Annotated in this window: 25 protein-coding genes; 18 read left to right on the top strand and 7 right to left on the bottom strand. The window is 68.3% G+C overall.

Annotated elements, in window-relative coordinates:
* Window positions 1–35: 35 nt before the first annotated feature.
* The 4 genes from trxA (at window position 36) to ACZ75I_RS14170 (ending at window position 4,870) form a co-directional block, all read left to right on the top strand.
* The gene (gene trxA / locus ACZ75I_RS14155; RefSeq protein ID WP_180870241.1) at window positions 36–893 is read left to right on the top strand and encodes a thioredoxin; all 858 of its coding nucleotides are present in this window, start codon (window positions 36–38) and stop codon (window positions 891–893) included.
* Window positions 894–1,000: 107 nt separating this feature from the next.
* Window positions 1,001–2,701, top strand: coding sequence for a FecR family protein (locus ACZ75I_RS14160; RefSeq protein ID WP_472959062.1), 1,701 nt, complete (start codon window positions 1,001–1,003; stop codon window positions 2,699–2,701).
* A complete protein-coding gene (locus tag ACZ75I_RS14165; protein ID WP_180870237.1) occupies window positions 2,698–4,320 on the top strand; it encodes a CHASE2 domain-containing protein in 1,623 nt (540 codons plus the stop codon). Before ACZ75I_RS14160 ends, ACZ75I_RS14165 begins: the two co-directional genes overlap by 4 nt.
* A gap of 97 nt (window positions 4,321–4,417) precedes the next feature.
* Window positions 4,418–4,870 carry a DUF4442 domain-containing protein gene (locus ACZ75I_RS14170; protein ID WP_072168538.1) on the top strand — a complete coding sequence of 151 codons (453 nt, stop codon included), beginning with the start codon at window positions 4,418–4,420 and terminating at the stop codon, window positions 4,868–4,870.
* A 137-nt stretch (window positions 4,871–5,007) separates the two neighbouring features.
* On the opposite strand, the gene ACZ75I_RS14175 is transcribed toward ACZ75I_RS14170, so the two are convergent.
* Entirely contained in the window at window positions 5,008–6,324 is a 1,317-nt protein-coding gene (locus ACZ75I_RS14175; RefSeq protein ID WP_472958110.1) for a hypothetical protein, read from the bottom strand.
* Between the two features lie 76 nt (window positions 6,325–6,400).
* On the opposite strand from ACZ75I_RS14175, the gene ACZ75I_RS14180 reads away from it, so the two are divergent.
* The 9 genes from ACZ75I_RS14180 to rnfB all read left to right on the top strand — a co-directional run bounded on the left by ACZ75I_RS14180 (window position 6,401) and on the right by rnfB (window position 15,582).
* On the top strand, window positions 6,401–7,084 hold the full coding sequence (locus ACZ75I_RS14180; protein ID WP_180870231.1) for a DUF502 domain-containing protein: 684 nt from the start codon (window positions 6,401–6,403) through the stop codon (window positions 7,082–7,084).
* Window positions 7,081–7,869: a queuosine precursor transporter gene (locus ACZ75I_RS14185; protein ID WP_180870228.1), complete on the top strand. Its 789-nt coding sequence runs from the start codon at window positions 7,081–7,083 to the stop codon at window positions 7,867–7,869. The genes ACZ75I_RS14180 and ACZ75I_RS14185 overlap by 4 nt, the downstream gene beginning before the upstream one ends.
* 94 nt (window positions 7,870–7,963) lie before the next feature.
* Window positions 7,964–9,904 (top strand): DUF885 domain-containing protein, encoded by a 1,941-nt coding sequence (locus ACZ75I_RS14190; RefSeq protein WP_472958111.1) that lies wholly within the window; start codon window positions 7,964–7,966, stop codon window positions 9,902–9,904.
* A gap of 16 nt (window positions 9,905–9,920) precedes the next feature.
* Complete coding sequence (locus tag ACZ75I_RS14195) at window positions 9,921–10,991, top strand: serine hydrolase domain-containing protein (protein ID WP_472958112.1); 1,071 nt, start codon at window positions 9,921–9,923, stop codon at window positions 10,989–10,991.
* On the top strand, window positions 10,988–11,392 hold the full coding sequence (gene gloA2 / locus ACZ75I_RS14200; protein ID WP_072169114.1) for an SMU1112c/YaeR family gloxylase I-like metalloprotein: 405 nt from the start codon (window positions 10,988–10,990) through the stop codon (window positions 11,390–11,392). Before ACZ75I_RS14195 ends, gloA2 begins: the two co-directional genes overlap by 4 nt.
* 465 nt (window positions 11,393–11,857) lie before the next feature.
* On the top strand, window positions 11,858–12,301 hold the full coding sequence (locus tag ACZ75I_RS14205) for a DUF2147 domain-containing protein (RefSeq protein WP_049415741.1): 444 nt from the start codon (window positions 11,858–11,860) through the stop codon (window positions 12,299–12,301).
* Window positions 12,302–12,402: 101 nt separating this feature from the next.
* Window positions 12,403–14,475 (top strand): methionine--tRNA ligase, encoded by a 2,073-nt coding sequence (metG, locus tag ACZ75I_RS14210; protein WP_061480617.1) that lies wholly within the window; start codon window positions 12,403–12,405, stop codon window positions 14,473–14,475.
* A gap of 78 nt (window positions 14,476–14,553) precedes the next feature.
* Window positions 14,554–15,144 (top strand): HAD family hydrolase, encoded by a 591-nt coding sequence (locus ACZ75I_RS14215; protein ID WP_061480618.1) that lies wholly within the window; start codon window positions 14,554–14,556, stop codon window positions 15,142–15,144.
* A 24-nt stretch (window positions 15,145–15,168) separates the two neighbouring features.
* A complete protein-coding gene (rnfB, locus tag ACZ75I_RS14220) occupies window positions 15,169–15,582 on the top strand; it encodes an Rnf electron transport complex subunit RnfB (RefSeq protein ID WP_061480619.1) in 414 nt (137 codons plus the stop codon).
* Between the two features lie 50 nt (window positions 15,583–15,632).
* Here rnfB and ACZ75I_RS14225 read toward each other — a convergent pair whose 3' ends face one another.
* Window positions 15,633–15,980, bottom strand: a complete 348-nt coding sequence (locus tag ACZ75I_RS14225; RefSeq protein WP_005418155.1) for a RidA family protein — start codon at window positions 15,978–15,980, stop codon at window positions 15,633–15,635.
* A 193-nt stretch (window positions 15,981–16,173) separates the two neighbouring features.
* Between ACZ75I_RS14225 and mprF the strand changes: the two genes are divergently transcribed.
* Window positions 16,174–18,738, top strand: a complete 2,565-nt coding sequence (gene mprF / locus ACZ75I_RS14230; protein ID WP_472958114.1) for a bifunctional lysylphosphatidylglycerol flippase/synthetase MprF — start codon at window positions 16,174–16,176, stop codon at window positions 18,736–18,738.
* A 128-nt stretch (window positions 18,739–18,866) separates the two neighbouring features.
* Here the strand turns inward: mprF and ACZ75I_RS14235 are convergent, their stop codons facing one another.
* The 4 genes from ACZ75I_RS14235 to ACZ75I_RS14250 form a co-directional block, all read right to left on the bottom strand.
* Window positions 18,867–20,213 (bottom strand): virulence factor family protein, encoded by a 1,347-nt coding sequence (locus ACZ75I_RS14235; RefSeq protein ID WP_472958116.1) that lies wholly within the window; start codon window positions 20,211–20,213, stop codon window positions 18,867–18,869.
* Window positions 20,214–20,291: 78 nt separating this feature from the next.
* Window positions 20,292–20,909, bottom strand: a complete 618-nt coding sequence (locus ACZ75I_RS14240; protein ID WP_180870209.1) for a DUF998 domain-containing protein — start codon at window positions 20,907–20,909, stop codon at window positions 20,292–20,294.
* On the bottom strand, window positions 20,906–21,079 hold the full coding sequence (locus ACZ75I_RS14245) for an oxidoreductase-like domain-containing protein (RefSeq protein WP_061480629.1): 174 nt from the start codon (window positions 21,077–21,079) through the stop codon (window positions 20,906–20,908). Before ACZ75I_RS14245 ends, ACZ75I_RS14240 begins: the two co-directional genes overlap by 4 nt.
* Window positions 21,080–21,128: 49 nt before the next feature.
* Window positions 21,129–21,731 (bottom strand): HD domain-containing protein, encoded by a 603-nt coding sequence (locus tag ACZ75I_RS14250; protein ID WP_088496759.1) that lies wholly within the window; start codon window positions 21,729–21,731, stop codon window positions 21,129–21,131.
* A gap of 229 nt (window positions 21,732–21,960) precedes the next feature.
* Here ACZ75I_RS14250 and ACZ75I_RS14255 point away from each other — a divergent pair, with 229 nt between their 5' ends.
* The gene (locus ACZ75I_RS14255; RefSeq protein WP_180870207.1) at window positions 21,961–23,112 is read left to right on the top strand and encodes a tetratricopeptide repeat protein; all 1,152 of its coding nucleotides are present in this window, start codon (window positions 21,961–21,963) and stop codon (window positions 23,110–23,112) included.
* Between the two features lie 7 nt (window positions 23,113–23,119).
* Here the strand turns inward: ACZ75I_RS14255 and ACZ75I_RS14260 are convergent, their stop codons facing one another.
* Window positions 23,120–23,455 carry a zinc ribbon domain-containing protein YjdM gene (locus ACZ75I_RS14260; protein WP_010482882.1) on the bottom strand — a complete coding sequence of 112 codons (336 nt, stop codon included), beginning with the start codon at window positions 23,453–23,455 and terminating at the stop codon, window positions 23,120–23,122.
* Window positions 23,456–23,634: 179 nt separating this feature from the next.
* Here ACZ75I_RS14260 and ACZ75I_RS14265 point away from each other — a divergent pair, with 179 nt between their 5' ends.
* The 3 genes from ACZ75I_RS14265 to ACZ75I_RS14275 all read left to right on the top strand — a co-directional run bounded on the left by ACZ75I_RS14265 (window position 23,635) and on the right by ACZ75I_RS14275 (window position 25,713).
* Window positions 23,635–24,996: an Hsp70 family protein gene (locus ACZ75I_RS14265; protein WP_472958119.1), complete on the top strand. Its 1,362-nt coding sequence runs from the start codon at window positions 23,635–23,637 to the stop codon at window positions 24,994–24,996.
* Between the two features lie 271 nt (window positions 24,997–25,267).
* On the top strand, window positions 25,268–25,519 hold the full coding sequence (locus ACZ75I_RS14270; protein WP_032954387.1) for a YkgJ family cysteine cluster protein: 252 nt from the start codon (window positions 25,268–25,270) through the stop codon (window positions 25,517–25,519).
* A gap of 11 nt (window positions 25,520–25,530) precedes the next feature.
* Window positions 25,531–25,713 (top strand): hypothetical protein, encoded by a 183-nt coding sequence (locus tag ACZ75I_RS14275; protein WP_005410566.1) that lies wholly within the window; start codon window positions 25,531–25,533, stop codon window positions 25,711–25,713.
* Window positions 25,714–25,722: the final 9 nt, after the last annotated feature.

Below are 25,722 nucleotides of genomic sequence, written 5' to 3' on the forward strand. Positions count from 1 at the left end.
GAATCGGTCTCCAGATGCCAAGCGATGCTTTCCCCATGACCGAGACGACCTACGTATTCGACGCCACCACTGCTACCTTCGAGGCCGAAGTCCTGCAGAAGTCGCTGCAGACGCCGGTGCTGGTCGACTTCTGGGCCACCTGGTGCGGGCCGTGCAAGACCCTCGGCCCGATGCTGGAAAAGCTGGCTGCCGAGTACAACGGTGCGTTCGAGCTGGCCAAGGTCGATGTCGACAAGGAACAGCAGATCGCTGCGGCCTTCCAGATCCGCTCGGTGCCAACCGTGTTCCTGGTCAAGGGCGGCCAGCTGGTGGACGGCTTCCCGGGCGCCATTCCGGAAGGCCAGCTGCGTGAGTTCCTGGCCCAGCACGGCATCGTACCGGCCGATGTGGGCGATGCTGTCCCCGAAGATGACGCCCCGCTGGATCCGCAGGCGCAGGTCGATGTGCTGCGTGCGCAGATCGCCGCCGAGCCGGACAAGGATGAACTGAAGCTCGACCTGGCCCTGGCCCTGCTGCAGATCGGTGGCGTGGACGAGGCAGGCACCCTGATCGACGGCCTGCCTGCCAACCTGGCCACCGACGACCGCGCCGTGCGTGCCCGCGCCCGCCTGGCCTTCGCCGCCGCGCTGAAGGATGCCCCGGCCGCCGAGGTACTGGACGCACGCATCGCCGCTGACGGCAAGGACCTCAAGGCCCGTCACCTGCGCGGCGTGCAACTGCTGCTCGGCGGTCATGACGAGGCCGCGCTGGCCCAGTTCCTGGAAATGCTGCGGATCGACCGCGGATTCGAGGAAGGCCTGCCGCGCAAGGCGCTGATCGACGCCTTCAATGTGATCTCCGACGAGGACCTGGTCGGCCAGTACCGCCGCAGGATGGCGTCGCTGCTGTTCTGAACGGGAACCCGCTCCGTTCAGAATCCCTGCACTGAACGCGGGCAATAATGCCCGCGCTGGTGGCCATGCGGTCGCCACGATCCGTTCGGGGGGATGAGGTCGGGGCCATGGGGTCTTGCAGCTGCACCCCCGCATTGCCGGGATTGCAAACTGTGACCGTCGTCCGCTCTCTGTCGTTCGCCATGCATTTAACGGGCGCTCTGCTCTGCGCCCTCTTCCTGATGCCCGCCATTGCCGGCGCCCAGGACTGGAACTACCGGGTCCGGCCCGGCGATACCCTGTGGGACCTGGGCGGGCTCTACCTGAAGCCCACGGTACGCTGGCAGCAGCTGCAGCAGCACAACCGCATCGACAACCCCTACCAGTTGCCGCCGGGCCAGCTGCTGCGCTTCCCGATCAGCTGGCTGCGCACCGAGCCGGCGCCGGCCCGGGTGCTGTCCGTGCGCGGCAAGGTCGCGCTGGCAGGCGCCGATGGCACGGCGACCCGCGCGCTCCAAGCCGGCGAACAGCTGCATATCGGTGACACCGTGGAGACCGCAGGCGATTCCAGCATCACCCTGGAATTCGCCGATGCCTCGCGCCTGCAGCTGCGCGAGTACTCGCGCCTGCGCCTGGACCAGCTGAGCCGTTACGGCCACACCGGCATGGTCGACACCCGACTGCGCCTGCAGCAGGGGCGAGCCAGCAACCGGGTGACGCCGGCGCGCGGCCCCGCCTCGCGTTACATCATCGATGCGCCCACCGCGACCAGCAGCGTGCGCGGCACGGTGTTCCGGGTCAGCGCCGGGGATAACGGGCACGTCGGTGCCACCGAGGTCCTGCAGGGCAAGGTGCAGGTCGGCAACTCCCATGGCCAGCGCCTGGTCCGGCCGGGCCAGGCGACCCGCAGCAGCAGTGCCGATGCGGCGCCCGCTGCGGTCTCCGCACTGCTGCCGGCGCCGGCGCTGCGCAATGACGTGCTGCGCCTGGCGCCGCTGCCGACCGTGCTTGCCTGGGAGCCGGTCAATGGCGCCGATCATTACCGGGTGGAAGTGGTGCAGGCGGCAACGCCGGAGATCCTGCTGTTCGCCGCCACCACCGCCGACACCCGGCTGGCGATCGGCGATCTGCCGCCTGGCCAACTGCGCATCCTGTTGCGCGCGGTCGACGCCCAGGGGGTCGAAGGCCTGGATGCCAGCGCCGATTTCGAGCTCGGTGACCAGCCACCACCGCCGCTGACCGTATCGCCGCTGCATGGGCAGACGATCAACAGCGACCGCCCGCGTTTCCGCTGGAGCCAGGCCCCCGGTGCGCGCAGCAGCGTCCTGCAGATCGCCACCGAACCCAGCTTCCTGCAGCCCCTGCAGGAGCAGGCCACCCATGCGACCGACCTGCGCCTGGCGCAACCGCTGCCGCCCGGCCAGTACTACTGGCGGGTGGCCTCGCGCGATGGCGAAGGCCGACAGGGCCGCTATGGCCAGGCGTTGCCGCTGCAGCTGAGCAATGAACCGGTGGACCCGGCCCTGCAACCACCCGAGGCCGCACACGGCGAGCTGACGCTGCGCTGGCAGGCCGGCAGCGAGGGCCAGCGCTACCGGGTGCAGGTGGATCGCCGCGGCGACTTCAAGGCACCGCTGGTCGACGAAACCGTGGACCAGCCGCAGGTGAGCTTCAAGCGCCCGTGGAGCGGCACCCTGCATGTACGCGTGCAGTACATCGACGATGACGGCCACGCCAGCGCGTTCTCGCCTGCCCAGCAGGTCCCGCTGCCGTGCCGCCTGTGCTACGGCGCGGGTGGCGGTGCCCTGCTGCTCTGGTTGTTGTTGTGAGGCGCTCGCCGCTGCCATGGTCGAAGCGGATCCTGCTGGCCCTGCTGGCCGGCGTGCTGACCATCGTTGCCAGCCAGGGACAGTGGCTGTGGCGGCAGGACGAGGCGGCCTATGACGCGTTGGTCGGCAACTGGGAGTACCGCCCCGATCCCAGCGTGCTGATCGTCGCCATCGACGAAGGCAGCCTGCAGCGCATTGGCCAGTGGCCCTGGCCCCGCTCGGTGCATGCACGCCTGCTTGACCGCCTGACCGATGCCGGCGCCGAACGCGTCGCGCTGGACCTGATGCTGTCCGAACCGGATCGCCGTGACAGCCGACAGGATGATCAACTGGCGGCCGCCATCCGACGCAATGGCCGGGTGGTGCTGCCGGTGCTGGCCGCGCCGGCGGCCGGCGACCGCATGGCCGAGGAGATGCTGCCGATCCCACAGATCGCTGCCAGTGCTGCCGCCATCGGCCACACCGATGTCGAGGTGGATGGCGACGGCGTCGCCCGTGGCGTCTATCTGCACGCAGGTATCGGCCAGCCGCACTGGCCGGCACTGGGCCTGGCACTGGCCGACCTGCCTGCCGGTGCCGTACGCGGCCTGCCCGATCCCGACCCGGAACTGGGCTCGCCCTATCAATGGCGTCGCGACGATTACGTTCGCGTGCGCTACGCCGGCCCCCCCGAGCGGCTGCCGCAGGTGTCCTATGCGGACGTTCTCGATGGCCACGTGGACATGGCGATGCTGCATGGCCGCCGCATCGTAGTTGGCATGACGGCCAGCGGCATCGCGCCCCGCCTGCTGACCCCGACCACCCGCGAGTTCTGGATGAGCGGCAGCGAGTACCAGGCCAACATCACCTCGATGCTGCTGCAGCACAGGCAGATCGATGTTCTACCGCATGCCTGGCAGCACGCCATCAGCGGTGTGCTGGTGGCGCTGTGCGTGATCCTGCTCGGCCTGCGCCTGCCCTGGCTGGTCGCGCTGTGTTCGTTGCCAATGCCTGCCCTGCTGAGCTGGCTGCTGCTGCGCACGAGTGACCTGTGGTGGGCGCCGGCCAGCGCGATGCTGGGCGTGACGCTGGCACTGCTGGTCTGGGCGGTGTGGCGGGTCTCGGCCTGGCACCGCCAGGCCAACCGCGACGCCCTTACCGGCCTGGGCAACCGCCTCCGCTTCGAGCAGTCGCTGCAGCAGGAATGCGACGCAGCGCGGCGCAGCGGCAAGCCATTGAGCCTGGCGTTGATCGACGTCGACCACTTCAAGCGCCATAACGATCGCCACGGGCACCAGGTGGGCGACCGCGTGCTGCGTGATGTCGCCCGCCTGATCGGCGCCCATGCGCGCCGCCCGCGCGACATGGCGGCACGCTACGGTGGCGACGAATTCGCGCTAGTGCTGCCGGATACACCGGCCGAGGGCGCACGCCAGGTGATCGAGGACCTGATTGCCTGCGTGCGCGCATTGCCGGCGCCGGGCGATGGCAGCGACGATACCGTCACGCTCACCATCGGCGTATTCACCCGCGTGCCCGACGGCGAACTGCAGCCCCACCATTTCGTGGAAGGCGCCGACACCGCCCTTTATCAGGCCAAGGCCAACGGCCGCGACGGGTACATGATCGACGGCCCATGAGGCAGGACATGCACGCCGCCGTTGAACACACGCCCGGGGTGCAACATACGCATGCGAATGGTTAGACTGGGCACCTCGCCTCGCGCCCCGGACCCGCATGAACGCCCGCCTGTTCCGCTTCGGCATCAACCTGTGGCCACCGTTCCTGTTCACCGGCATCCATGTCACCCGCATCACGCCCGATTACCGGCAGATCGACGTCGAGCTGCGGCTGCGGCCGTGGAACCGCAACTACGTCGGCACGCATTTCGGCGGCAGCCTGTTCGCGATGACCGACCCGTTCTGGATGCTGGGCCTGCTGCACATCCTCGGCCGTGACTACTACGTGTGGGACCGGGCCGGTGCGATCGATTTCCTCAAGCCTGGCCGGGGCACGGTGCGCACCTCGTTCCGCATCGACGATGCGCTGCTGGCCGAACTGCGTGCCGAAGCAGCGGGCGGCGAGAAGGTGCTGCGCTGGTTCAGCAACGACGTCGTCGACGACAGCGGCGAGGTGGTCGCCCAGGTGCGCAAGCAGGTCTATCTGCGGTTGAAGCCACACGCGCGCTGATCCGGCGCGGGCGCTGTCCTCTGCTGCCCTGCCAGGGAGGCTCCGATGCGCCCGTATGCGCGTGTGCACCTGCGGTGCGACGCGGAGCGAAGGCGGCCGCGAGGATGACGAGGACAGCGCGCACTGGCCGCCGCTGCTCAGTCGCGCGCGGCGGCGGCCGGGGCGTCCCCTGCCACCATCGGTACCGACAACCATGGGCTCTCGTCGGCGCTGCGCGGCGCTGAGCGCCGCGGTACCTGCAGGCGGCGGCCATCGGCCGACAACTGCGGTGTGCGCACCTGCGAGCGGAACTCGGCAGGCAAGCGCTTCAGCGCATCCACAGGGTCCTCGGCCTGCTGTCGCAGCCAGCGTTGCGCACCGATCAGCCGCACCATCGCGGCAGCATCCTGGGGCCGTGACGAATAGGCCGGATAGGCCGGGCCCGCGATATCGGCCAGCACGCACCCCATGACGTTCGACAGGCAGCCGAAGTCATGCTGCGGCGGTGCCGGCACCGGCAGCGGGCGATCCGCCTCCAGCGCGGTCATCGCCGCCGCGCCACAGGCCCAGCCCAGGTTGCCCGCCACACGCGCCAGGGTGCTGCTGCGATCGAGTACCAGCACGCCACCGAACTCCTGCGCCGAGGTTTCGATCGCAGCCCTGCTCATCGCATACTCGCCCTGCATCGCACGGCACAGGCTCTGTTCGGCGGCCCGCATCGGCTTCATCGCCTGCTCGCATTCCGCTGGCAGCGGCTGGTCGGCCGGCAATTCGACCAGCATGTCGGCCAGCAACTGGGCATTGGCCTGCACCAGGCTGGCACCGATGATGCTCTCCACCAGGTAGCTGCCGCCCGTCACCAGCCGGCGGCCCAGCTGCAGCCCGCGGCAACTGCCACGCAGCGCACCGTCGATATCACCCTGCACATAGGCCAGCGCGCGTGCGCTGGTGGCGTCGATCACCAAACCATAGGTCGGCATCGGCACGAGGATGCCTTCGCCTTTGGGCCGGAACGGCGACACGAAGTGATCCGCATCGGCCAGCTGGTCCAGGCGCGCATGCAGCTGCTGGTGGCCAGCGTGGGCATCGACGAAGCGCTGCGGGTCCGCGCGCACCTGGGCGAGGCAGTCACTGGCGGTCGGTCCGCAGCTGGCCGAAGGCCGTGATTGCAGCTCGACGTGGTCCTCTGCCAGCTGCGGACGGGCGCCGCCATTGCCGTGCGGATCCGCCTCCCAGCGCTGTACGTCCCGGGCCAGCGCCTGATCGCGCTGGCCCGGGTCGAGATCGTCGAACGCGAGTGTCCACAGCAGCGCAAAGCCGTTGCAGCCATCAGCGGGCAGGCGGGCCTGCAACCGCTGCTGGGCCTGCAGCCGTGATTCCGGCACGGGCCACATGCGCGAGGCACACCACACCACGATGGCCAGCACCAGCAGTCCTGCCAGGGCCCAGCCCAGTCCGCGCAGAATCTTCAACACAGCTTCCCTTCCATGCATCGCTGCCGCAGTCGATCCCCCAGCGTAATCGACCGGCTGTGGCCGCTACAATGCGCGCATGTCGCTCGAAGCCCCCGCCCTGGTCCCCCGCCCCTCCCTGCAGCGCCTGTTCCTGACCGGCCTGCTGACCCTGCTGCCGATCTGGCTGACCTGGGTCGTGGTCAAGTTCGTGTTCGTGCTCCTTTCGGGCATTTCCAGCCCATTGGTGGTGCCGCTTTCCGAGCAGATCGCGACAAGCTTCCCGCATTACCTCGGCTGGGTCCGTGCCGAGTGGATCCAGAACACCATCGCCCTGCTCGCCACCCTGCTGGTGATCCTGGCGGTGGGCGTGGCCAGCCGCCGCGTGCTCGGCCAGCGCCTGCTGCGCTGGGTCGGCGCGGTGATCAAGCGCATTCCGCTGGCCAGCATCATCTACGACAGCGCCAAGAAGCTGCTGGACATGCTGCAGACCGAGCCGGGCAGCACCCAGCGCGTGGTGCTGATCGATTTCCCGCACCGCGACATGAAGTCGGTCGGGCTGGTCACCCGCGTGATCAAGGAACACGGCACCGACCGTGAACTGGCCGCGGTGTACGTGCCAACCACGCCGAACCCGACCTCGGGTTACCTGGAGATCGTGCCGGTGGAGCTGCTGACCCCGACCGACTGGACCGTCGACCAGGCCATGAGCTTCATCATTTCCGGCGGTGCCGTCGCACCGTCCAGCGTTCCGTTCACGCGCGCAGGCGAACGCAGCCAATGACCACCGAGGCGCCAATCGAGCGCCCGCTGCAGGACCGCGCGGTCCTGCTGTTCATCGTGCTGGCCGCGTTCTTCTGCGGCAACGCCGTGCTGGCCGAACTGATCGGGGTGAAGATCTTCGCGCTGGAAGACACCCTCGGCATCGATCCGCTGAACTGGAACCTGTTTGGCCAGACCGGCTCGCTCAGCTTCACCGCCGGTACCCTGCTGTGGCCGGTGGTGTTCATCATGACCGACACGATCAACGAGTTTTTCGGCAAGCGCGGCGTGCGCTTCATCTCGTGGCTGGCTGTGGTGCTGATCGCCTATGGCTTCCTGTTCGCCTTCGCAGCGATCTCGCTGGCGCCGGCCAGCTGGTGGGTCACCTCGATGGACGGCCACGGCGTGCCGGACTACCAGGCGGCATTCGCAGCGGTGTTCGGCCAGGGCATGTGGACCATCGCCGGTTCGCTGGTGGCCTTCCTGCTCGGCCAGCTGATCGACGTGGCCGTGTTCCACCGCATCCGCCAGGCCACCGGCGAGCGCCACGTGTGGCTGCGTGCGACCGGATCCACCGCGATCTCCCAGGTGGTGGACAGCTTCGTAGTGATCTGGATCGCCTTCGTGCTCGGCCCGCAGCACTGGCCGACCTCACTGTTCCTGGCCGTCAGCAGCGTCAACTACATCTACAAGATGGGCTTTGCGATTGCCTTGATTCCACTGCTGTACCTGATGCGGCGTGCGATCACCCGCTACCTGGGCGCAGACAGGGCCGCCGCGCTGCGCGCCGCCGCCGCGGCTGACTGAAGCCCCAGCGACGGCAAGCTGACTGCGCCTTCACGCTGGCCGTACGCGGCCGGATCGTGCAAGCTCCACGGTCTGTGTTCCACGGAAGCTCCTGATGCCGCATCGCACCCGCGCCCTGGCCGCCGCCATTGCCGCGTTGTTCCTGTTCAGTGCCGTACCGTCGGCCGAAGCAGCGAAGAAAAAGGCCAGCCGCCCTGCCGCCGCGCAGACCCGCCAGGCTGCCAAGCCCAAGGCCAGGCCCGCCCGCGCCACCGCGCCGGCGCGTGGCAGCTCGGCGCGCCGCGCCGCGCCGCGCCCGGTCGCGCCGGCCCGAGCCGTACCCAAGCAGGTGCAGCTGGAGCGCCTGTACGACGAGTACTGGGATGCCTCGATGCGGTTGAACCCGCTGCAGGCCACCTTCCAGGGCGAGGCCCGCTACAACGACCAGCTGCCCAACATCCTGTCCGCCGCCTGGCGCCAGCAGTCGCACGACTTCACCACGCAATGGCTGGGCAAGGTCGAGAAGCTCGGCAGTGACGGCCTGCAGGGCCAGGACCTGCTCAGCTACGAGATCTTCGTGCGCGACGCGCGCGCATCACTGGCCGCCGAGCGGTACCCGAGCTGGATGATGCCGATCAGCCAGTACTACAACATCGGCAGCATCATGGCGATCCTCGGCTCCGGTGCGGGCGCGCAGCCATTCAACACCGTGCAGGACTACGACACCTGGTCACGCCGTTCGCTGGGTATTCCCGAGCTGTTCGACCAGGCCATCGACAACATGCGCCAGGGCATGAAGGCCGGCGTGGTACAACCACGCGACCTGATGGAAAAAGTGCTGCCGCAGCTGGATGCTGTGATCAAGCCGACCGCCGAGGAGAGCATTTTCTGGTCGCCGATCCGCACCATGCCGAACACCATCCCGGCTGAGGACAAGGCGCGCATCAGCGCTGAATACAAGCGCATGATCGAGCTGCGCATCATGCCGGCCTACCGCGCCCTGCGCGGCTTCATCGCCACCGAATACCTGCCGGCCACACGCACCAGCAGCGGCCTGGGCGCATTGCCCGATGGCCAGGCCTGGTACGCCAACCTGATCGTGCAGACCACCGCCAGCGACCAGACCGCCGCACAACTGCATGCGCTGGGCGAACAGCGCGTGCAGGAACTGCAGGCGCAGATCGCCACGGTGATGAAGGACGCCAAGCTGCGCGGCTCTCCCACCAAGCTGCTGCGCAGCATGCGCAACGACCGCCAGTTCCAGTACGGCGACGCCAACGCGCTGATCAACCGCTACCGCCAGGTGCAGCAGCAGGTCAGCGCACGCCTGCCGCAGGTGCTGGATACCTTGCCGCAGGCACCGCTGGAGGTCCGTGCGGTGGAACCGGAACGCGCACTGACCGCCGCCGCTGCCGCCTATCAGCCGTCGGCGGCCGGTCAACCGGGCGTGCTGTACATCAACACCCGCGACCTGCCCAGCCGCAAGCGCTGGAACGTGCCGGTGCAGTACCTGCATGAAGCGATCCCGGGCCACCACGTGCAGCTGGGCCTGCAGCAGGAGCTGGCCAAGCTGCCACGCTTCCGCCGCCTCGGTGGCGATCTCGCCTTTGTCGAAGGCTGGGGCCTGTATGCCGAAACGCTGGGCGAGGACCTGGGCATCTACACCGATCCCTACGACCGCATCGGCTACCTGTACTCGCGCCTGCTGCGCGCCGCCCGCGTGGTGGCCGATACCGGCGTCAATGCACAGGGCTGGAGCAAGCAGCAGGCTGTCACCTACCTGCAGAAGACCGTGGACATGAGCAGCGACGACGCCAGTGCCGAAGTCGAGCGGATCATGGCCCAGCCCGGCCAGGCGCTGTCGAACGTCGCCGGCCTGACCACCATCGTTGCCCTGCGCGACAAGGCCAAGGCACGCCAGGGCGCCGCCTTCGACCTGCGCCGCTTCCACGCCGAACTGCTGAAGGACGGCTCGATGCCGCTGGACGTGCTTGACCGCAAGATGGAACGCTGGATGGTTCAGCCGGCCAGCACTCCGCCCACGCCTTCACCTTGACCCTTCCGGAGCCGCCATGCGTCCTGCCGTCGCCCTGTTCGCCGTCGTGCTGGGCCTGCTGCCTTCAACGGGTATCGCCGCACCGGTGCTGACGCCACCGGATGCGGGCATCGACGGGCTGATGCAGGCCTACGACGGCCAGGTACCCGGCGCTGCAGTCCTGGTGCTGCACGACGGGCAAGCGGTGTTCCGCCGCGGCTACGGCCTGGCGGTGGTGGAGGACGGCACCGCGGTCACCCCGGCCAGCAACTTCCGGCTGGCCTCGGTCAGCAAGCAGTTCACCGCTGCGGCGGTGCTGCTGCTGGTGGAGGATGGCCGGCTTGGGCTGGATCAACCCGCCCGGCAGTGGCTGCCCGAACTGCCACCGGCTGCGGCGGCCATCACGATCCGCCAGCTGCTCTCGCACACCGGCGGCCTGCTCGACTACGAAGACCTGATGGATCCGGCTGACACTCGGCAGGTGCATGACGCCGACGTGCTGGCCCTGTTGTCGCACGAGGACCGCCTGAATTTCGCACCCGGCACGCAGTACCGCTACAGCAACAGCGGCTATGCACTGCTGGCACTGATCGTCGGCCGCGCCTCCGGCCAGGATTTCGCGGCCTTCCTGCAGCAGCGCATCTTCCGCCCACTGGGCATGGTCCACACCGTGGCCCATCAGGACGGTGTCGATACCATCGCCGCACGCGCCTATGGCTACAGCTGGATCGATGGCCGCTGGCAGCGCACCGACCAGAGCGCCACCAGTGCCGTGCTCGGCGATGGCGGGATCTACTCCTCGCTGGACGACCTCGCCCGCTGGGATGCGGCGCTGTACGACGACCGCCTGCTGTCGAAGGCCTCGCGCCGCGCGATGTTCAGCCCGGCCACATCGACATCCGAACCGGATGTGCCGCACTACGGCTTCGGCTGGCGCCTGAACGGCCCGGTGCAATGGCACAGTGGCGAAAGCATTGGCTTCCGCAATGTGATCGTGCGACACCCGGAAAAGCACCTGACCGTGATCGTGCTGACCAACCGCAACGCCCCCGAACCCTATCCGCTGGCACTGAAGATCGCCCAGCGCTGGCTGGACACCCTGCAATGAACACTGGTTCCGACGCCCTGCTGGGCATCCACCACGCGGCACTGATCTGCAGCGATTACGCGCGTTCAAAAGACTTCTACGTGCGCATCCTCGGCCTGCGCGTGCTGGCCGAGAACCACCGCGCTGCGCGCGATTCCTGGAAACTGGACCTGGCCCTGCCCGACGGCGGACAGCTGGAACTGTTCTCGTTCCCCTCGCCACCGCCCCGCCCCAGCCGCCCGGAGGCCCAAGGCCTGCGCCACCTCGCGTTCCGGGTCGCTGCGCTGGAGCCGTTCATCGAACGCCTGGCCAGCCACGGCGTGGACTGCGAACCGATCCGCGTGGACGAATACACCGGCCGCCGCTTCACCTTCTTCGCCGACCCCGACGGCCTGCCGCTGGAACTGTACGAAGTCGGTTGACGGCCCTGGGGTCAGATCCCTTTTCCGACGGAAAAGGGATCTGACCCCATCGCCGCCACCGGAAACGTCATCCACGCGTGGATCTACCGTGTCGACCAAGGTCGACACCTACCAACAGCACACGGAACCTGTCGAAGGCGGGGCGGGTCCGTTTGCGGGGGCGTGAGCCGCATGGGCCCGAGGCATGCCTCGGGCGGGTTGGGCAGGACGCCCAACCCCGGTCTTGCCGTGTGCGCAGGATTGCGCACACGAGCAAGCGGCGACCGAGCTTACAGGGACGTACTTGCAGCGCCCCCCGCAAACGGACCCACCCCGCCATCCCACGGAATCCCGCCGTTGCTGTTGCCGTTGCCTCTGCGGGTGCAGGGCGCAACCCTGCAACGCGCCCCTTCCCCATACTCCGCCGAATGGGTATACAGTCGACCCATGCCGGCACCGTGCCGGAATGAACCCTGGGAGGGGACCATGCGCAAGACCTTCAAGACCCTGCTGCTGGCATTGCCGCTGTGCCTGGCCGCACTTTCGGCGCAGGCCGCCGACGGCGCCGCCGGCCGCTGGAAGACCATCGACGACAAGACCGGGAAGGTGAAGTCGATCGTCGAGATCACCCAGGCCCCCAACGGCACGCTGACCGGCAAGGTGGTCGACATCCTGCACTCGGACAAGGGCCCGAACCCGGTCTGTGACGGCTGTGAAGGCGCCAACAGGAACAAGCCGGTGAAGGGCATGACCATCCTCTGGAACCTGAAGGCCGACGGCGCCAACAAGTGGTCCGGCGGCACCATCCTCGACCCGGCCAACGGCAAGACCTACAAGTCGAAGATGGAACTGCAGCCCGGCGGCACCCGGCTGGACGTGTCCGGCTGCATCGCCTTCATCTGCCGTGCGCAGACCTGGCAGCGCGAATAAGCGCTCCGCACCTGCTTCAACCCCGTGACCCGGCCCCGGCCGGGTCACGTCGTTGCGGGCATGCGATACTCTGCGGTTCCCCTCGGCTTCACCCCGCGACCATGACCCGTACCGCGCTCGTCACCACCGCCCTGCCCTACGCCAACGGCCCGCTGCACCTGGGTCATCTGGTCGGCTACATCCAGGCTGACATCTGGGTACGTGCGCGGCGAATGAGCGGCGGCAGGACCTGGTTCGTCTGCGCCGATGACACCCACGGCACGCCGATCATGCTGGCCGCGGAAAAGGCCGGAGTCACCCCGGAAACCTTCATCGCCAACATCCAGGCCAGCCACGAACGTGACTTCGCCGCCTTCGGCGTGGCCTTCGACCACTACGACTCGACCAATTCGGCGGCCAACAAGGCGTTGACCGAGCAGTTCTACCTGAAGCTGGAAGCGGCCGGCCACATCAGCCGCCGTTCGGTCGCGCAGTTCTACGACCCGGCCAAGGGCATGTTCCTGCCCGACCGCTACGTCAAGGGCATCTGTCCGAACTGTGGCAGTGCCGACCAGTATGGCGACAACTGCGAAGTCTGCGGCGCGACCTATGCACCGACCGACCTGAAGGAGCCGCGTTCGGTCATCTCCGGCGCCACGCCGGAAATGCGCGATTCGGAGCACTTCTTCTTCGAGGTGGGCCACTTCGATGCGTTCCTGCGCGAGTGGCTGGCCGGCGATGTCGCCCTGCCGGGCGTGAAGGCCAAGCTGGGCGAGTGGCTCAATGCCGAAGGCGGCCTGCGCGCGTGGGACATCTCGCGCGATGCGCCGTACTTCGGTTTCCAGATTCCCGGCCAGCCGGGCAAGTACTTCTATGTCTGGCTGGACGCGCCGATCGGCTACCTGTCCAGCTTCCAGACCCTGTGCGGCAGGAACGGTGAGGACTTCGAAGCGCACCTGCGTGCCGGCACCGCCACCGAACTGCACCACTTCATCGGCAAGGACATCGTCAACTTCCACGGGCTGTTCTGGCCGGCGGTGCTGCACGGAACCGGCCACCGCGCGCCGACCCGCCTGCACGTCAACGGCTACCTGACCGTGGACGGCGCCAAGATGAGCAAGTCGCGCGGCACCTTCGTGATGGCCCGTACCTTCCTCGATGCCGGCCTGGAGCCGGAAGCGCTGCGCTACTACTACGCCGCCAAGTCCGGCGGTGGCGTCGACGATCTCGACCTGAACCTGGGTGACTTCATCGCCCGCGTCAACGCCGACCTGGTCGGCAAGTTCGTCAACCTGGCCAGCCGCTGCGCCGGCTTCATCAGCAAGCGCTTCGACGGCCAGCTGGCCGCGCAGCTGCCCGATGCGGCGCAGTACCAGCGCTTCGTCGATGGCCTGGCGCCGATCCGTGAAGCCTACGAGCGCAACGACCCGGCTGCGGCGATCCGCTTGACCATGACCCTGGCCGACGAAGCCAACCGCTACATCGACGACGTCAAGCCGTGGGTCATCGCCAAGCAGGAAGGCGCCGATGCGCAGCTGCAGGCCGTGTGCAGCCAGGGCCTGAACCTGTTCCGCGTGCTGGTCACCGCCCTGAAGCCGGTGCTGCCGGCCACCGCCGCGCAGGCCGAGGCCTTCCTGGCCGCGCCGGTGAATGACTGGACCGAGCTGGCGCAACCGCTGCTGGGACACCGCATCACCGAGTACACCCCGCTGTTCACCCGTATTGACCCGAAGAAGATTGACGCCATGATCGACGCGTCCAAGGACACCCTGCAGCCGGCGGCTGCCGCTGCCCCCGCCGCCAAGCCGGCCGCCCCGGCTCCGGCCCCGGCCAAGGACGAAGCAAAGAGCGCCGACGCCCCGGCCTACATCGGCATCGACGATTTCGCCAAGCTCGACCTGCGCATCGGCAAGGTGCTGGTCTGCGAGTTCGTGGAAGGTTCGGACAAGCTGCTGCGCTTCGAACTGGACGCCGGCGAGCTGGGCAAGCGCCAGATCTTCTCCGGCATCCGTGGCAGCTACGGCGAACCGGAGAAGCTGGTGGGCCGCAGCGTGGTGTTCATCGCCAACCTGGCCCCGCGCAAGATGCGCTTCGGCCTGAGCGAAGGCATGATCCTGTCGGCCGGCTTCGACGGTGGCGCACTGGCGCTGCTGGACGCCGACAGCGGCGCGCAGCCGGGCATGCCGGTCCGCTGATGCCTGCAGCGGGCGTGGTTACGGCCACGCCCGCCGGCAGCTCCGGCCCCGGGAGGCAACGCGATGGGAAGCAACGCAATGGAACTGGCGCTGTTCGACTTCGACCACACCGTGACCACTTGCGATACCTATGGCCGCTTCCTGCGCCGCGTGGCCACCGCCGAACAGCTGGCACAGGCATGGTGGAAAGTCGGGCCGTGGCTGGCCGCGTACAGGCTGAAGCTGATCTCGGCCGAACGCATCCGTGCACGCGTCACCCGCCTGACCTTCAGTGACCGCCACAGCGATGACATCGCCACGCTGGCCGCAGGCTTCTCGCGCGAGTTCCTGCCCGACGTGGTGCGCCCGGAAATGCTGGAGCAGATCCGCTGGCACAAGGAACAGCGGCACACCGTCGTGATCGTGTCCGGCTCGCTGGACCTGTACCTGCGGCCGTGGTGCGAGCAGCTGGGCCTGCAGCTGATCTGCAACCGGCTGGAAAGCCAGGACGGCCGCCTGACCGGCCGTTACGCCGGTGGCGACTGCGGTCCGCGCAAGGCCGAGCACATCCGCCGCCAGTTCGATCTGTCGCGCTACGTGCGCATCCATGCCTACGGTGACAGTTCCGAAGACAAGCCGATGCTGGCGCTGGCCCACGAGCGCTGGTTCCGCGGCAAGCCCCTGAAATAACCCAACGCGCAGCCTTCGCCACGCATGAGCCTGATCCCGCCCCTGACCGAACGCCTCGACCGCCTGCTGCCGCAGACCCAATGCGGGCAATGCGGCTATGACGGCTGCCGCCCGTATGCGCAGGCAATGGCACGTGGCGAGGCGGGTGTGGACCGCTGCCCGCCGGGTGGCGACGCCGGTGCACGGGCGTTGGCGCAGGTGCTGGGTGTACCGGCGATTCCGTTCGATCGTTCGCGCGGCGAGCACAAGGCGGCTCAGGTGGCGTTGATCGTCGAAGCCGACTGCATCGGCTGCACCAAGTGCATCCAGGCCTGCCCGGTGGACGCCATCGTCGGCGGCGCCAAGTACATGCACACGGTCATTGCCGACCTGTGCACCGGCTGCGAGCTGTGCATCCCGCCGTGCCCGGTGGACTGCATCGAGCTGCTGCCCCTGTAACAGGGGTCAGATGCCTTTCCGCAGGAAAGGGACCTGACCCCATCCCGCAGTTACGGCACCGCTGCCGTCACCACGATCTCGACCTTCCACTCGGCGTGGGCGAGCTTGGCTTCGAAGGTTGCGCGGGCCGGGGTCGCGCCCTCGACCACCCACTCGTCCCACGCCTTGTTCATGCCGTCGAAGTCGGCGATGTCGGCCAGGAACACTTCCGCACGCAGCACGTGCTGGCGATCGCTGGCGACCAGCGCCAGCAGCTTGTCGATCTCTGCCAGCACCTGCCGGGTCTGGCCGGTGATGTCCTGGCTGGTGTCTTCCGGAATCTGGCCGGAGAGGTAGGCGACCTTGTTGTACACGGTCATTTCGGACATGCGCGGTCCGACGTCGTAACGCTCCATCATGGGCGTGGCTCCTGCGGGTGATCAGGCCCGCATTGTCCTCCAATCCGGTCAACGGTGGGTGCACGGGTCCCCCGCGCGACACGTCACTACCCGGCTCCGACACATCCGCTGGTCAAATGGCGGCGACAGGCGCACGATGCGCCACGCCCCGCGTTGACACCGCACTCGCCCCTCCTGACGCACCCTTGCGCCGATGACCGCAGCCACCAACCCCGCCGCCGCTTCCTCCACCCCGGCATGGAAGCGGATCCTCACCATTGTCGTTCCCCTGCTGATCCTGTCGCTGGCCCTGCATGGCCTGGCCAGTGAATTCGATGAGCACGGCTACCGCGCCATCCGCCAGGCGTTCCGCCAGCTCAGTGGCCTGCAGATCACGCTCACCGTGGTGCTCGGCCTGGCCAGCTACGCCTGCCTGATCGGCTTCGATGCCATCGGCCTGCGCCGCAGCGGCATCCGCGTGCATCCGGCACGCATCTGCATCACCGCCTTCCTTGCGCATACGCTGGGCCAGACCGTGGGCTTTGCCGCGCTGACCGGCGGCGCAGTGCGCCTGCGCGGCTACCGCAGCGCCGGCCTGGACCTGGCGCAGATCGGCCAGGTGGTGCTGATGAGCACGCTCGGTTTCGTGTTCGGTGCGTGGCTGTTGATCAGCGTGGCGCTCTGCATGGAACCGGCGGCAGCGGCGTTGGCATTGCCACTGAATCCCGATGCCGTGCGCATCGTCGGCATCGTCGTCCTGCTCGCCTATCTGGGTACCGTGCTGCTGGTCGGTCGCGATGGACGGCAGTTCAGCGTGTTCGGCCATGTGTTGTGGCTACCCGACCGCCGCACCATGCTCGGCGTCACCGTGCTCAGCGTGATCGAGCTGGTGCTGGCCAGCGCCGCGTTCTATGTGCTTCTGCCGGACTCGACGCCGACCGGCCTGCCCGGCTTCGTCGGCCTGTACCTCGTCGCGGTACTGGCCGGCCTGGTCTCGACCGTGCCGGCCGGCCTGGGCGTGTTCGAATGGAGCCTGTTGAAGCTGTTGCCCCAGGTGGCACCGGCGGCGGTGCTGGCGGCCGCGTTGATCTACCGCGTGACCTATTACGTACTACCGCTGGTGCTGGCCACGTTGCTCGCCCTTGCCCCCGCGCTGCGCCAGCCGCTGCAGGCCAGTGCCGGGGCAACCCGCGCCGGCTGGAACGCACTGCGCCCATGGTTGCCGCAGATCATCGCGCTGGCGGTGTTCAGCATCGGCGCCGCGCTGGTCATCGACGGCACCCTGCCCACGCCACGCCGGCACCTGGTGAATGCCTCGCTGCCGATCCTGGAAACCTCGCACCTGATCGGCAGCCTCAGTGGTGTCGCGCTGCTGCTGATCGGGCAGGGCCTGGCCCGGCGCAGCCACGCGGCGTGGATGCTGGCGATGGCGGTGTGCGTGGTCACCCCGCTGCCGCTGTGGCTGCGCGGTGGCCAACCGTTGATCGCCGTCTCGGCGGTGCTGGTGGCGATGGCGCTGTGGGCCGCGCGCCGCGAGTTCTACCGCCAGGGTGCGCTGCTGGATGAAGCCTGGTCCTGGCCGTGGCTGCGCAACCTGGGCCTGGTGCTGGTGGCAGTGACCTGGCTGCTGTTCTTCACCTACAGCCATGTCGAATACCAGAACGAGCTGTGGTGGCAGTTCGCGGTCTCCGGCAACGCACCGCGCGCGTTGCGCGCGTTGCTGGTGGTGGCCATCGCGCTGGTGATGTTCGGCCTGGCGCGGCTGCTGCACAGCACGCGTAGCCCGCTGCCCGCCGCCGATGAAGCGACGCTGCAATCGCTGGCGCCGGTCCTGGCCGGTGCCACCGACACCCAGGCCTGCCTGGTGCTGACCGCTGACAAGGCAGTGCTGCGCGATGAAGCGAAACTCGGCTTCGTGATGATGCAGCGCTATGGGGGTTCGCTGATCGCGATGGGCGACCCGGTCGGCCCGCCGGACGTCGCCCGCGCATTGATCTGGCGCTTCCGCGAGGAAGCCGACCGCCTCGGCCTGCGCCCCGTCTTCTACCAGGTCGGCGAGTCCTACTGGCAGACCTACCTTGACCTCGGCCTGGGGCTGGTCAAGCTGGGCGAAGAAGCGATGGTGCCGCTGCATGATTTCGGCCTGGAAGGGCGCGAGCGCGCCGACCTGCGCCAGGCCTGGAACCGGGGCAAGCGGGGTGGCCTGTCCTTCCGCGTGGCGCCCGTGGAGGAAATTCCCAGCCTGCTGCCGCGCCTGCACGCGATCTCCAACGCTTGGCTGGAAGACAAGGCCGGCGACGAAAAGGGCTTCTCGCTCGGCAGCTACGACCCGGATTACCTGGTGCGCTTCCCGGTGGCGCTGGTCGAGGCCGAAGGCCAGATCGTGGCCTTCGCCAACCTGTGGCAGGCACCGGCCGGCGCCGAGCTGTCGGTGGACCTGATGCGCCACGTCAGCCATGCACCGAAGGGCACGATGGACTTCCTCTTCATCGAGCTGTTCCTGTGGGGCCGCGCACAGGGCTATGCACGTTTCTCGCTGGGCATGGCGCCGCTTTCCGGGCTGGCACAGCATCGTCTGGCTGGCCGCTGGAACCGCCTGGCCGGCCTGCTGGCGCGGCATGGCGAACGTTTCTACGGGTTCAGTGGCCTACGCCGCTTCAAGTCGAAGTTCGATCCGCAGTGGCGGCCGCGCTATCTCGCCGCGCCTGGCGGCATGCACCTGCCGGCGGCGCTGCTGGACGCCACGCGCCTGATCTCTCTGGACCCGCGGCGCAACTGACGACCCGCACCACCCGGCAGGTGTCGACCTTGGTCGACACGCCAGCGCCAACACGCTGACGGGCGTGGCCCGGCGTTACCGTGGCTCGTTCTGGTGGGTGCGAACCGTTGGTTCGCACGCTCTCCGCTTCACGCCCCGCCCTTGAGGATCACTTCGGCCAAGCGATCGTAGTCCCCCCCGAAATGGTGATCGCCCGGCAGCTTCACCTTCCTCACGCCGTCATTGTCCGGCAGGTCCGGGCACAGTGCGTCCTCGTCCTTGTCGCCGTACACGCACAACGTTTTTTCCGCCGGCAGCCTGGCCACCTCCGGTGCGATCGGCAGACCATCGCCGCCACCGCCCAGCCAGTTGCTGACATGGAATTCGAAGTCGGCCTTCCTGCCCACCGACAGCAGCACGATGCGCTCCAGCGCCTCGCGGGTACCGGCATCGAGCTGGTTGATGGTCGCCGGCAGCACGTCGGCGCCCTGCGAGAAGCCAATCAGCATCACCTTGTCGCGGTGCCACTGCTGGCGGTAGTGGTCGATGATCTTCTGCAGGTCAGCGGCGAAGCCCTTCGGCGTGCGCTCACTCCAGAAGTAGCGCAGCGAGTCGATGCCGACCACGGCCACGCCGTGCTCGTTGAGCGACGACGCCACGTCCTTGTCCAGGCCGGCCCAGCCACCATCGCCGGAAACGAATACCGCCAGCGTATCGCCGCTACCGGTCGCCGGTACTTCCACCACCGGCAGGCCTTTCAGCGCGGCCGGCGGCGGTGCCAGACTGACCCCGGCCTGCGCGCCGATCACCCGCGCCGCGGCGACCAGGCCCGGCGACGCATCACCGCGCGCGGTGCGCTTGAATTCGCGCGCCATCGCCACCTGCTGCACGAACTGGCTGGCCTCGCCCACCTTGCAGCCGTGATCGCCAGCGGCACTCAACCACGGAAAATTCAGTTCGGCGGGCTGCAGCGTGTTGTGCTTCACACCATCGCCGCAGACCATGCGCTCATGGTTGTGGTCCGGGCAGAAGCCGGTGGTCAGCAGGCCGGCAAACACCTGGGTGTCGGCCTGCGCCGCGAGCGAATAGGCCATCTCGGCACCCTCGCCGTCACCGCCGACCAGCGGCAGGTGGTAGCCGGGCAGATGCAGGGACGCCTGCAGCCAGCGCGAGAAGTTCTCGACGTCACCGGCGCCGAACGAACAGGTCGGGTTGCCTTCGCGCTTGAGCACGCCGCGCAGGTGCGCGATGTCCACGGCGGCGACCATCGCACCGTCGGCACGCAGGGCCTCGATCGGCAAACGGCTGGTATCGCCACCGGGAGTCGGTTCGTGGAACCAGATCACCACCCGCTGCGGGGTACCGGCCGGCATGTGCACCGGAATCTGCTCGAACCGCCCATGGCTGAACTGCTGCACGGCCGCTGCCGCTGTTGCCGGCAGCGCGGCCAGCGCCAGCACCACACCCATTGCCCTGCCCAGCCCTGCACGCTTCATATCGCATCCCCGATGGAATGCACACACGATACGCTGCCTCCACGTGCACGGCACGTACCGGTGCAGGCCGTTGGGGTTTCAGCAGGCAGCGGTGCGCCGGCTGCGACGGTACAGGGCCAGCGCCAGGTACAGCAGCCAGCCTGCGATCACCACGATCACGACCTTCTGGCCCAGCCCGCGCGGCGGACCGGCGCGCCACAACACATGCAGCCACAACAGTACGAACGCCAGCCAGGCCCAGCCCCAGAGCAGGCCCGCGGCGGACTGCCAACCCGGTTCGCGGCGCAGGTACCAGGCCTGCAGCAGCATGCCGACGCTGGCACACAGGAACGCGGTGTTGGCCGCCAGCCCATGGATGAACGGTGCCAGCAGCGGCGTCGCTTCCGGCAGCCAGCTGTCACCGATGGCGACCGTGGCCAGGCCCAGTGCCGAGACAGTGAACAGCAGCGGCGCCGCCGCGCTGCGCCGCGGGCCGATGCTGCCCCGGTAGAGGCTGATGCCGAGCAGGGCGATCGCCAATGCCAGCAGGCAGTAGGCCGCGCGCAATGCCAGCCCCCACGGCCCGTGCAGATAGAGGCTGAGCGTGGCCCGCACCCAGTCCAGATCGGTGCGTGCGAACTGGGTCCACAGCGCGGTGGCCACGAACAGCAGCAGCGCCGCCAGCGCCAGCAGTGCCGCTGGGCGCGCGCGGCTCATGCGGACGCCTCCGGGTGCCGCGCCAGCCATTCGGCCAACGCCTTGCGATAGCGCTGCAGCTCGTCGGCATACAGGTCCAGCACGCACAGCGGGCAACCGCTGCCGCAGCATTCGTTCGGACCGGGCTCTTCCGGCGGCAACGGGCGGGGATCGGGATCAGGGACAGACACGGTTGGAAGCGGCAATCGGTGGAAACAGGCCCCAGTGTACCGGGCTGGTTCAGCGGCCCAACTGCCGGCGCAGGTTGTCGCGCGCGGCCGCGTCGAGTCGCTGGTGGAAGAATTCGCTGAGGAAGATGCGCGGTGCACGCAGCAGGCCCTGCAGGAAACGGCGGCGGCCGGCGCGATACAGGAAACCCGGCACCACGCCCTTGTACTCTTCGGCCACGCCGCGGTCATAGGCGCTGAACACCGGTTCCGGCGCGGCCAGGATCGCCATGTCGCAGTCCAGGAACAACGCGGCCTCGGCATCGACGTCGTCCGGGCCAAGCTCGCCATGGCGGGCAGTCAGCAGGATCAGCTGCTCGACCCGGGCCGCGTCGACCGTGGCAAGTTCCGGCGCCTGCGCGATCACTTGCAGGGCCAGCTGCGCCGAACGCGCCTCGTTGTCCTTTCGCCCCGCCACATAGATCGCATCGTGGTAGAGCGCGGCCAGGTAGACCTCGGCCGGCTGCTGCCAGCCTGGACCGTCGGCAACCTCCTGGCAGTGCTGCAGCACCGCACGCACGTGGCCGAAGTGATGGTAGGCACGTGGTGGCGTCGCATAGCTGTCCTGCAGCGCCTGCCACTGCGCCGGAGCGAGCGTCAGCGGGGAGAAGTCCATGACCGGATCATCCCGCCTGCGCCGGTGGCGGGCAAGCTGGCCATTTTTTCACCACACCCTCACAACGTCCTTCGCACGGGGCCCCAACGCGGTTGTCCACAGCTTTGTCGAGCGCTGGTCCACACCGGCTGTGGATGAACGCGCGGACCGACCAGCGGTCACTGCAGGGGTGCGCGCACAGGTCTACACTCGCCTCAGGCGGGAGCGCCCGCCGCTGCCGGGAGCCGTCATGTACCGTCCTGCCGCCCGATCCGTTCTGCTCGCACTGGCCACATTGGCGGCACCCTCCGCGATCGCCCTGAACCCTGGCGCGAACGAAGTCCCTGCGCTCACTGCCAGCACCGCTGCGCCGACGATTCCGACGCCGCAGCAGGTGTTCGCGATTCCACCGGCCATGCTCGATATGCTGCACACCCAGGTAACCCGTCGCAGCTATTCGCGCGAGCAACGCCTGCAGGCGCTGGTGGAGATGATCTTCGACCGCCATGGCATGGATCTGCAGTACGACGCCGACGCGACCCTTACCGTCAGCGAGATCTGGCAGCAGCGACGCGCCAACTGCCTGGCCTTTACCCTGATGTTCGTGGCGCTGGCACGCGAAGCCGGCATCCAGGCGCGCGTGCAGGAGGTCGGCCAGGTGGTGTCGTGGTACCAGGACCAGGCCCAGGGCCTGGTCTACAGCGTAGGCCACGTCAATGCCGGGGTCGGCTTCGCCGGCCGCTTCGCCACCGTCGATCTGGATCGCAATGTGCTGTACGACCGCCGCGGGCCGCTGCCGATCAGCCAGGCGCGGGCGTTGGCGCACTTCTACAACAATCGCGGCGCCGAACGCATGGCCAGCGGCGACCTGGCGGGCGCACGTACCTTCTTCGATACCGCGCTGGCGCAGGACGGCAGCTTCGCTGCCACCTGGAACAACCTGGGTGTGCTGGAAAACCGCACGGGCGATACCGCCGCCGCGCGACGGGCACTGGAAAGGGCGCTGCGACTGGACGGCCGCCAGGATGCTGCACTCACCAACGCCAGCGCCCTCTACCGCAAGCTCGGCATGATTGCGCAGGCCCAGGCACTGGAGCAGCGGTTGCAATCGGTGCAGCGCGAAGACCCGTTCGCGCAGTACCTGCTCGGAGCCGAGGCCGAACGCGCCGGGCAACTGCAGCAGGCGATCCGCTATTACCGGAAGGCCGTGCGCCTGTACGACACCGCGCACCAGTTCCACTTCGGGCTGGCGCGGGTCTATTTCCTGGCGGGCCAGCTCAAGCACGCCGATCGTGAGCTGCTGCGTGCACAGGAACTGGGCGGGGCGCCGCAGCAGGCGCGCTACCAGGCCAAGCTGGACAGCCTGGCCCGCTGGCGCGCACGGCAGCAGGCCAGGCGCTGAAGGCCGGTCAGGCCTTCTTGAGGAAGCAGGTCTTCAGGACCAGGCCCTTGATCTTGTCCGAATTGCCTTCGATGTGCTCGGCATCGTCCTCGACCAGGCGGATGTTGCGGATCACGGTGCCCTGCTTGAGCGGGATCGAGGAGCCCTTCACCTTCAGGTCCTTGATCACGGTGACGGTGTCACCGGCCTGCAGGGTATTGCCGTTGCTGTCACGCACGACCAGGGTCGAACCGGCACTTTCCTCGGCGGTCCATTCGAAGCCGCAGTCGGCGCAGATCCACAGCGCGCCATCGGCGTAGGTGTTTTCCAGGGTGCACTGCGGGCAGGCAGGGGCAGAAGACATCAGCAAGTACCTCAAAGTGAATCAACAGCCGCCATTGTAACCGCCCGGCTCCCCTGGCCTTTTCCGGGCAGTACGCCGCGACCTCCTTGACCCGGCCCGGAACAGGAAACTGCGGGACCTTGCAGTCGGCGGCGAACTGCAGCAGAGTGCGCGGCCCCTGATCGCCCCCGGAACTCCCCATGCGCCTCGGCATCGACTTCGGTACCAGCAACTCCGCCGCCGCCATCGTGCATGAAGGGAAGCTGCTGCCGATCCGCTTCGGCGACGCCGAGCAGTTCCGGACCAGCGTGTACTTCCCCGGCGTGGTGCCCGACCCGGATGACTTCCAGCTCGATGACGGCCAGGAGCACCAGCTGCAGCAGATGATCGACAGCGCTGCGCGTGCGGCGCGCGCCGCCGGCCAGGAACGCACGCCGCAGGCGCTGCGCCGCGAAGCCCTGCGCGCGCTGCGCCGGGAATGGATGGAGGCCCGTGCCGGCAAGGAACGCAGTGCCAGTGACCTGCTGCAGAATGCGGTCTACGGTGACGAAGCGCTGGAAGCCTATTTCGAGGAACACGAAGGCAACCTGGTGCAGAGCCCGAAATCGATGCTCGGCTACAACCTGCACCCACGCGCCAAGCAGACCATCACCGGCATCGCCGCGCACATCCTCGAGCACATCCGCCTGACCGCCAGCGCCCAGCTCGGCCAGCCGCTGCGAGCGGCCCTGCTCGGGCGTCCGGTGCAGTTCCGCAGCTCGATCGGTGCGGCCGGCAATGACCAGGCGCTGGACATCCTGCGCGAAGCCGCCCGCCAGGCCGGTTTCGACCAGATCGATTTCCTCGAGGAACCGGCTGCGGCGGCCATGCACTATCACGCCGAAAGCCGCGAACGGCACCAGGCCGTGATCGTCGACATCGGTGGCGGTACCACCGATATCGCCCACGCCGAAGTCGGCGGCGACGACGCCCCGCGCATCCACCGCGCCTGGGGCATCGCCCGCGGCGGCACCGATATCGACCTGGCGCTGAGCCTGTCCAGCTACATGCCGCTGTTCGGCCGCGGCATCACCCGCGTGCCCGCCCATCACTACGTGGAAGCGGCCACCGTGCAGGACATGACGCGCCAGCGTGACTTCCGCCAGCACAAATACGATCACGTCGACGATCCGTGGCGCGCACGCCTGCAGGCCCTGCAGGACACCGGCAATACCGCCCGCCTGTACCGCGACGTCGAGCGCGCCAAGATCGCCCTCAGCGCCGCCAGCGAACATCGCAGCACGCTGGACTACATTGCCCGCGACCTGCATGTCGACAGCAGCGCCGACGGCCTGGCCGCAGCCGCCCATGGTTATCTGGAGCAGATCCGGGAGCTGCTGGCCCAGGTCCGCAGCGACATTGGCGGCGATCCGGACGCGGTGTTCCTGACCGGCGGCATGTCCCGCGCCGGGTATCTGCGCCAGGCCGTTGCGAAGGCCTTCCCGGGCGCCCGCATGGTCCACGGCGAGCCCTCGCTGGGCGTGGTCCAGGGCCTTGCGCTGACGGCAGCCAGCCAGGATTAACAAAACGTTACGCGATCCAAGTTACCCTTGGTCGGCTAGAACCCTGCTGTACCTTCCATCGGCCACGCCGGTGTGTGTCCACGGTGCAGCCTGGCCCGCCCTGCGGGCCTAGCGGCCATGCCTTCCTGGCTCGTTCATGGTCCGCGTACCACCGGAGCCGCCATCGAGACCCGCTTTGGGCACCCGCCAGGCCCCTGAGGCCTTACAACCTGACGCAGCACATGCACCCATCGACTGCCGCCGTTGTGACGCGGTCTGTTGCCGGCTGCCCGTGTTGCTGCAGCCCGGCGACCACGTGCCCGGCCAGTTCCTGTCACGCGACACCCACGGCCGTGCCGTGATGGCGCGCAACGAGGAAGGCTGGTGTGCGGCGATCGATCCCTATCACCTGCGCTGCACGATCTATTCGCAGCGCCCGGCGATCTGCCGCCAGTTCTCGATGGGCGGCAGTGACTGCCGCCGTGAGCGGCAGGACTACCTGCGCCAGGCCGATGCCTGGGCGCTTTCCTCCCCTTCCACCTGACAGGAGCAACCATGCCCCGCAAGGCAAAGACCCCCGCGAAGGCCAGCAACAGCATCCGCAGCGAACGCAAGGGCGCGGCCGCCAGCACCGTGGTCAGCAGCGATTCGATCGCTTCGGACCTGGCAGCGTTCCGCAAGGCCGGTGGCAAGATCGAAGTCCTCGGCACCACCTGGGCGCTGAAGAAAGCCAGCTGACCCAGTAGC

Source organism: Stenotrophomonas sp. X, assembly GCF_055721025.1.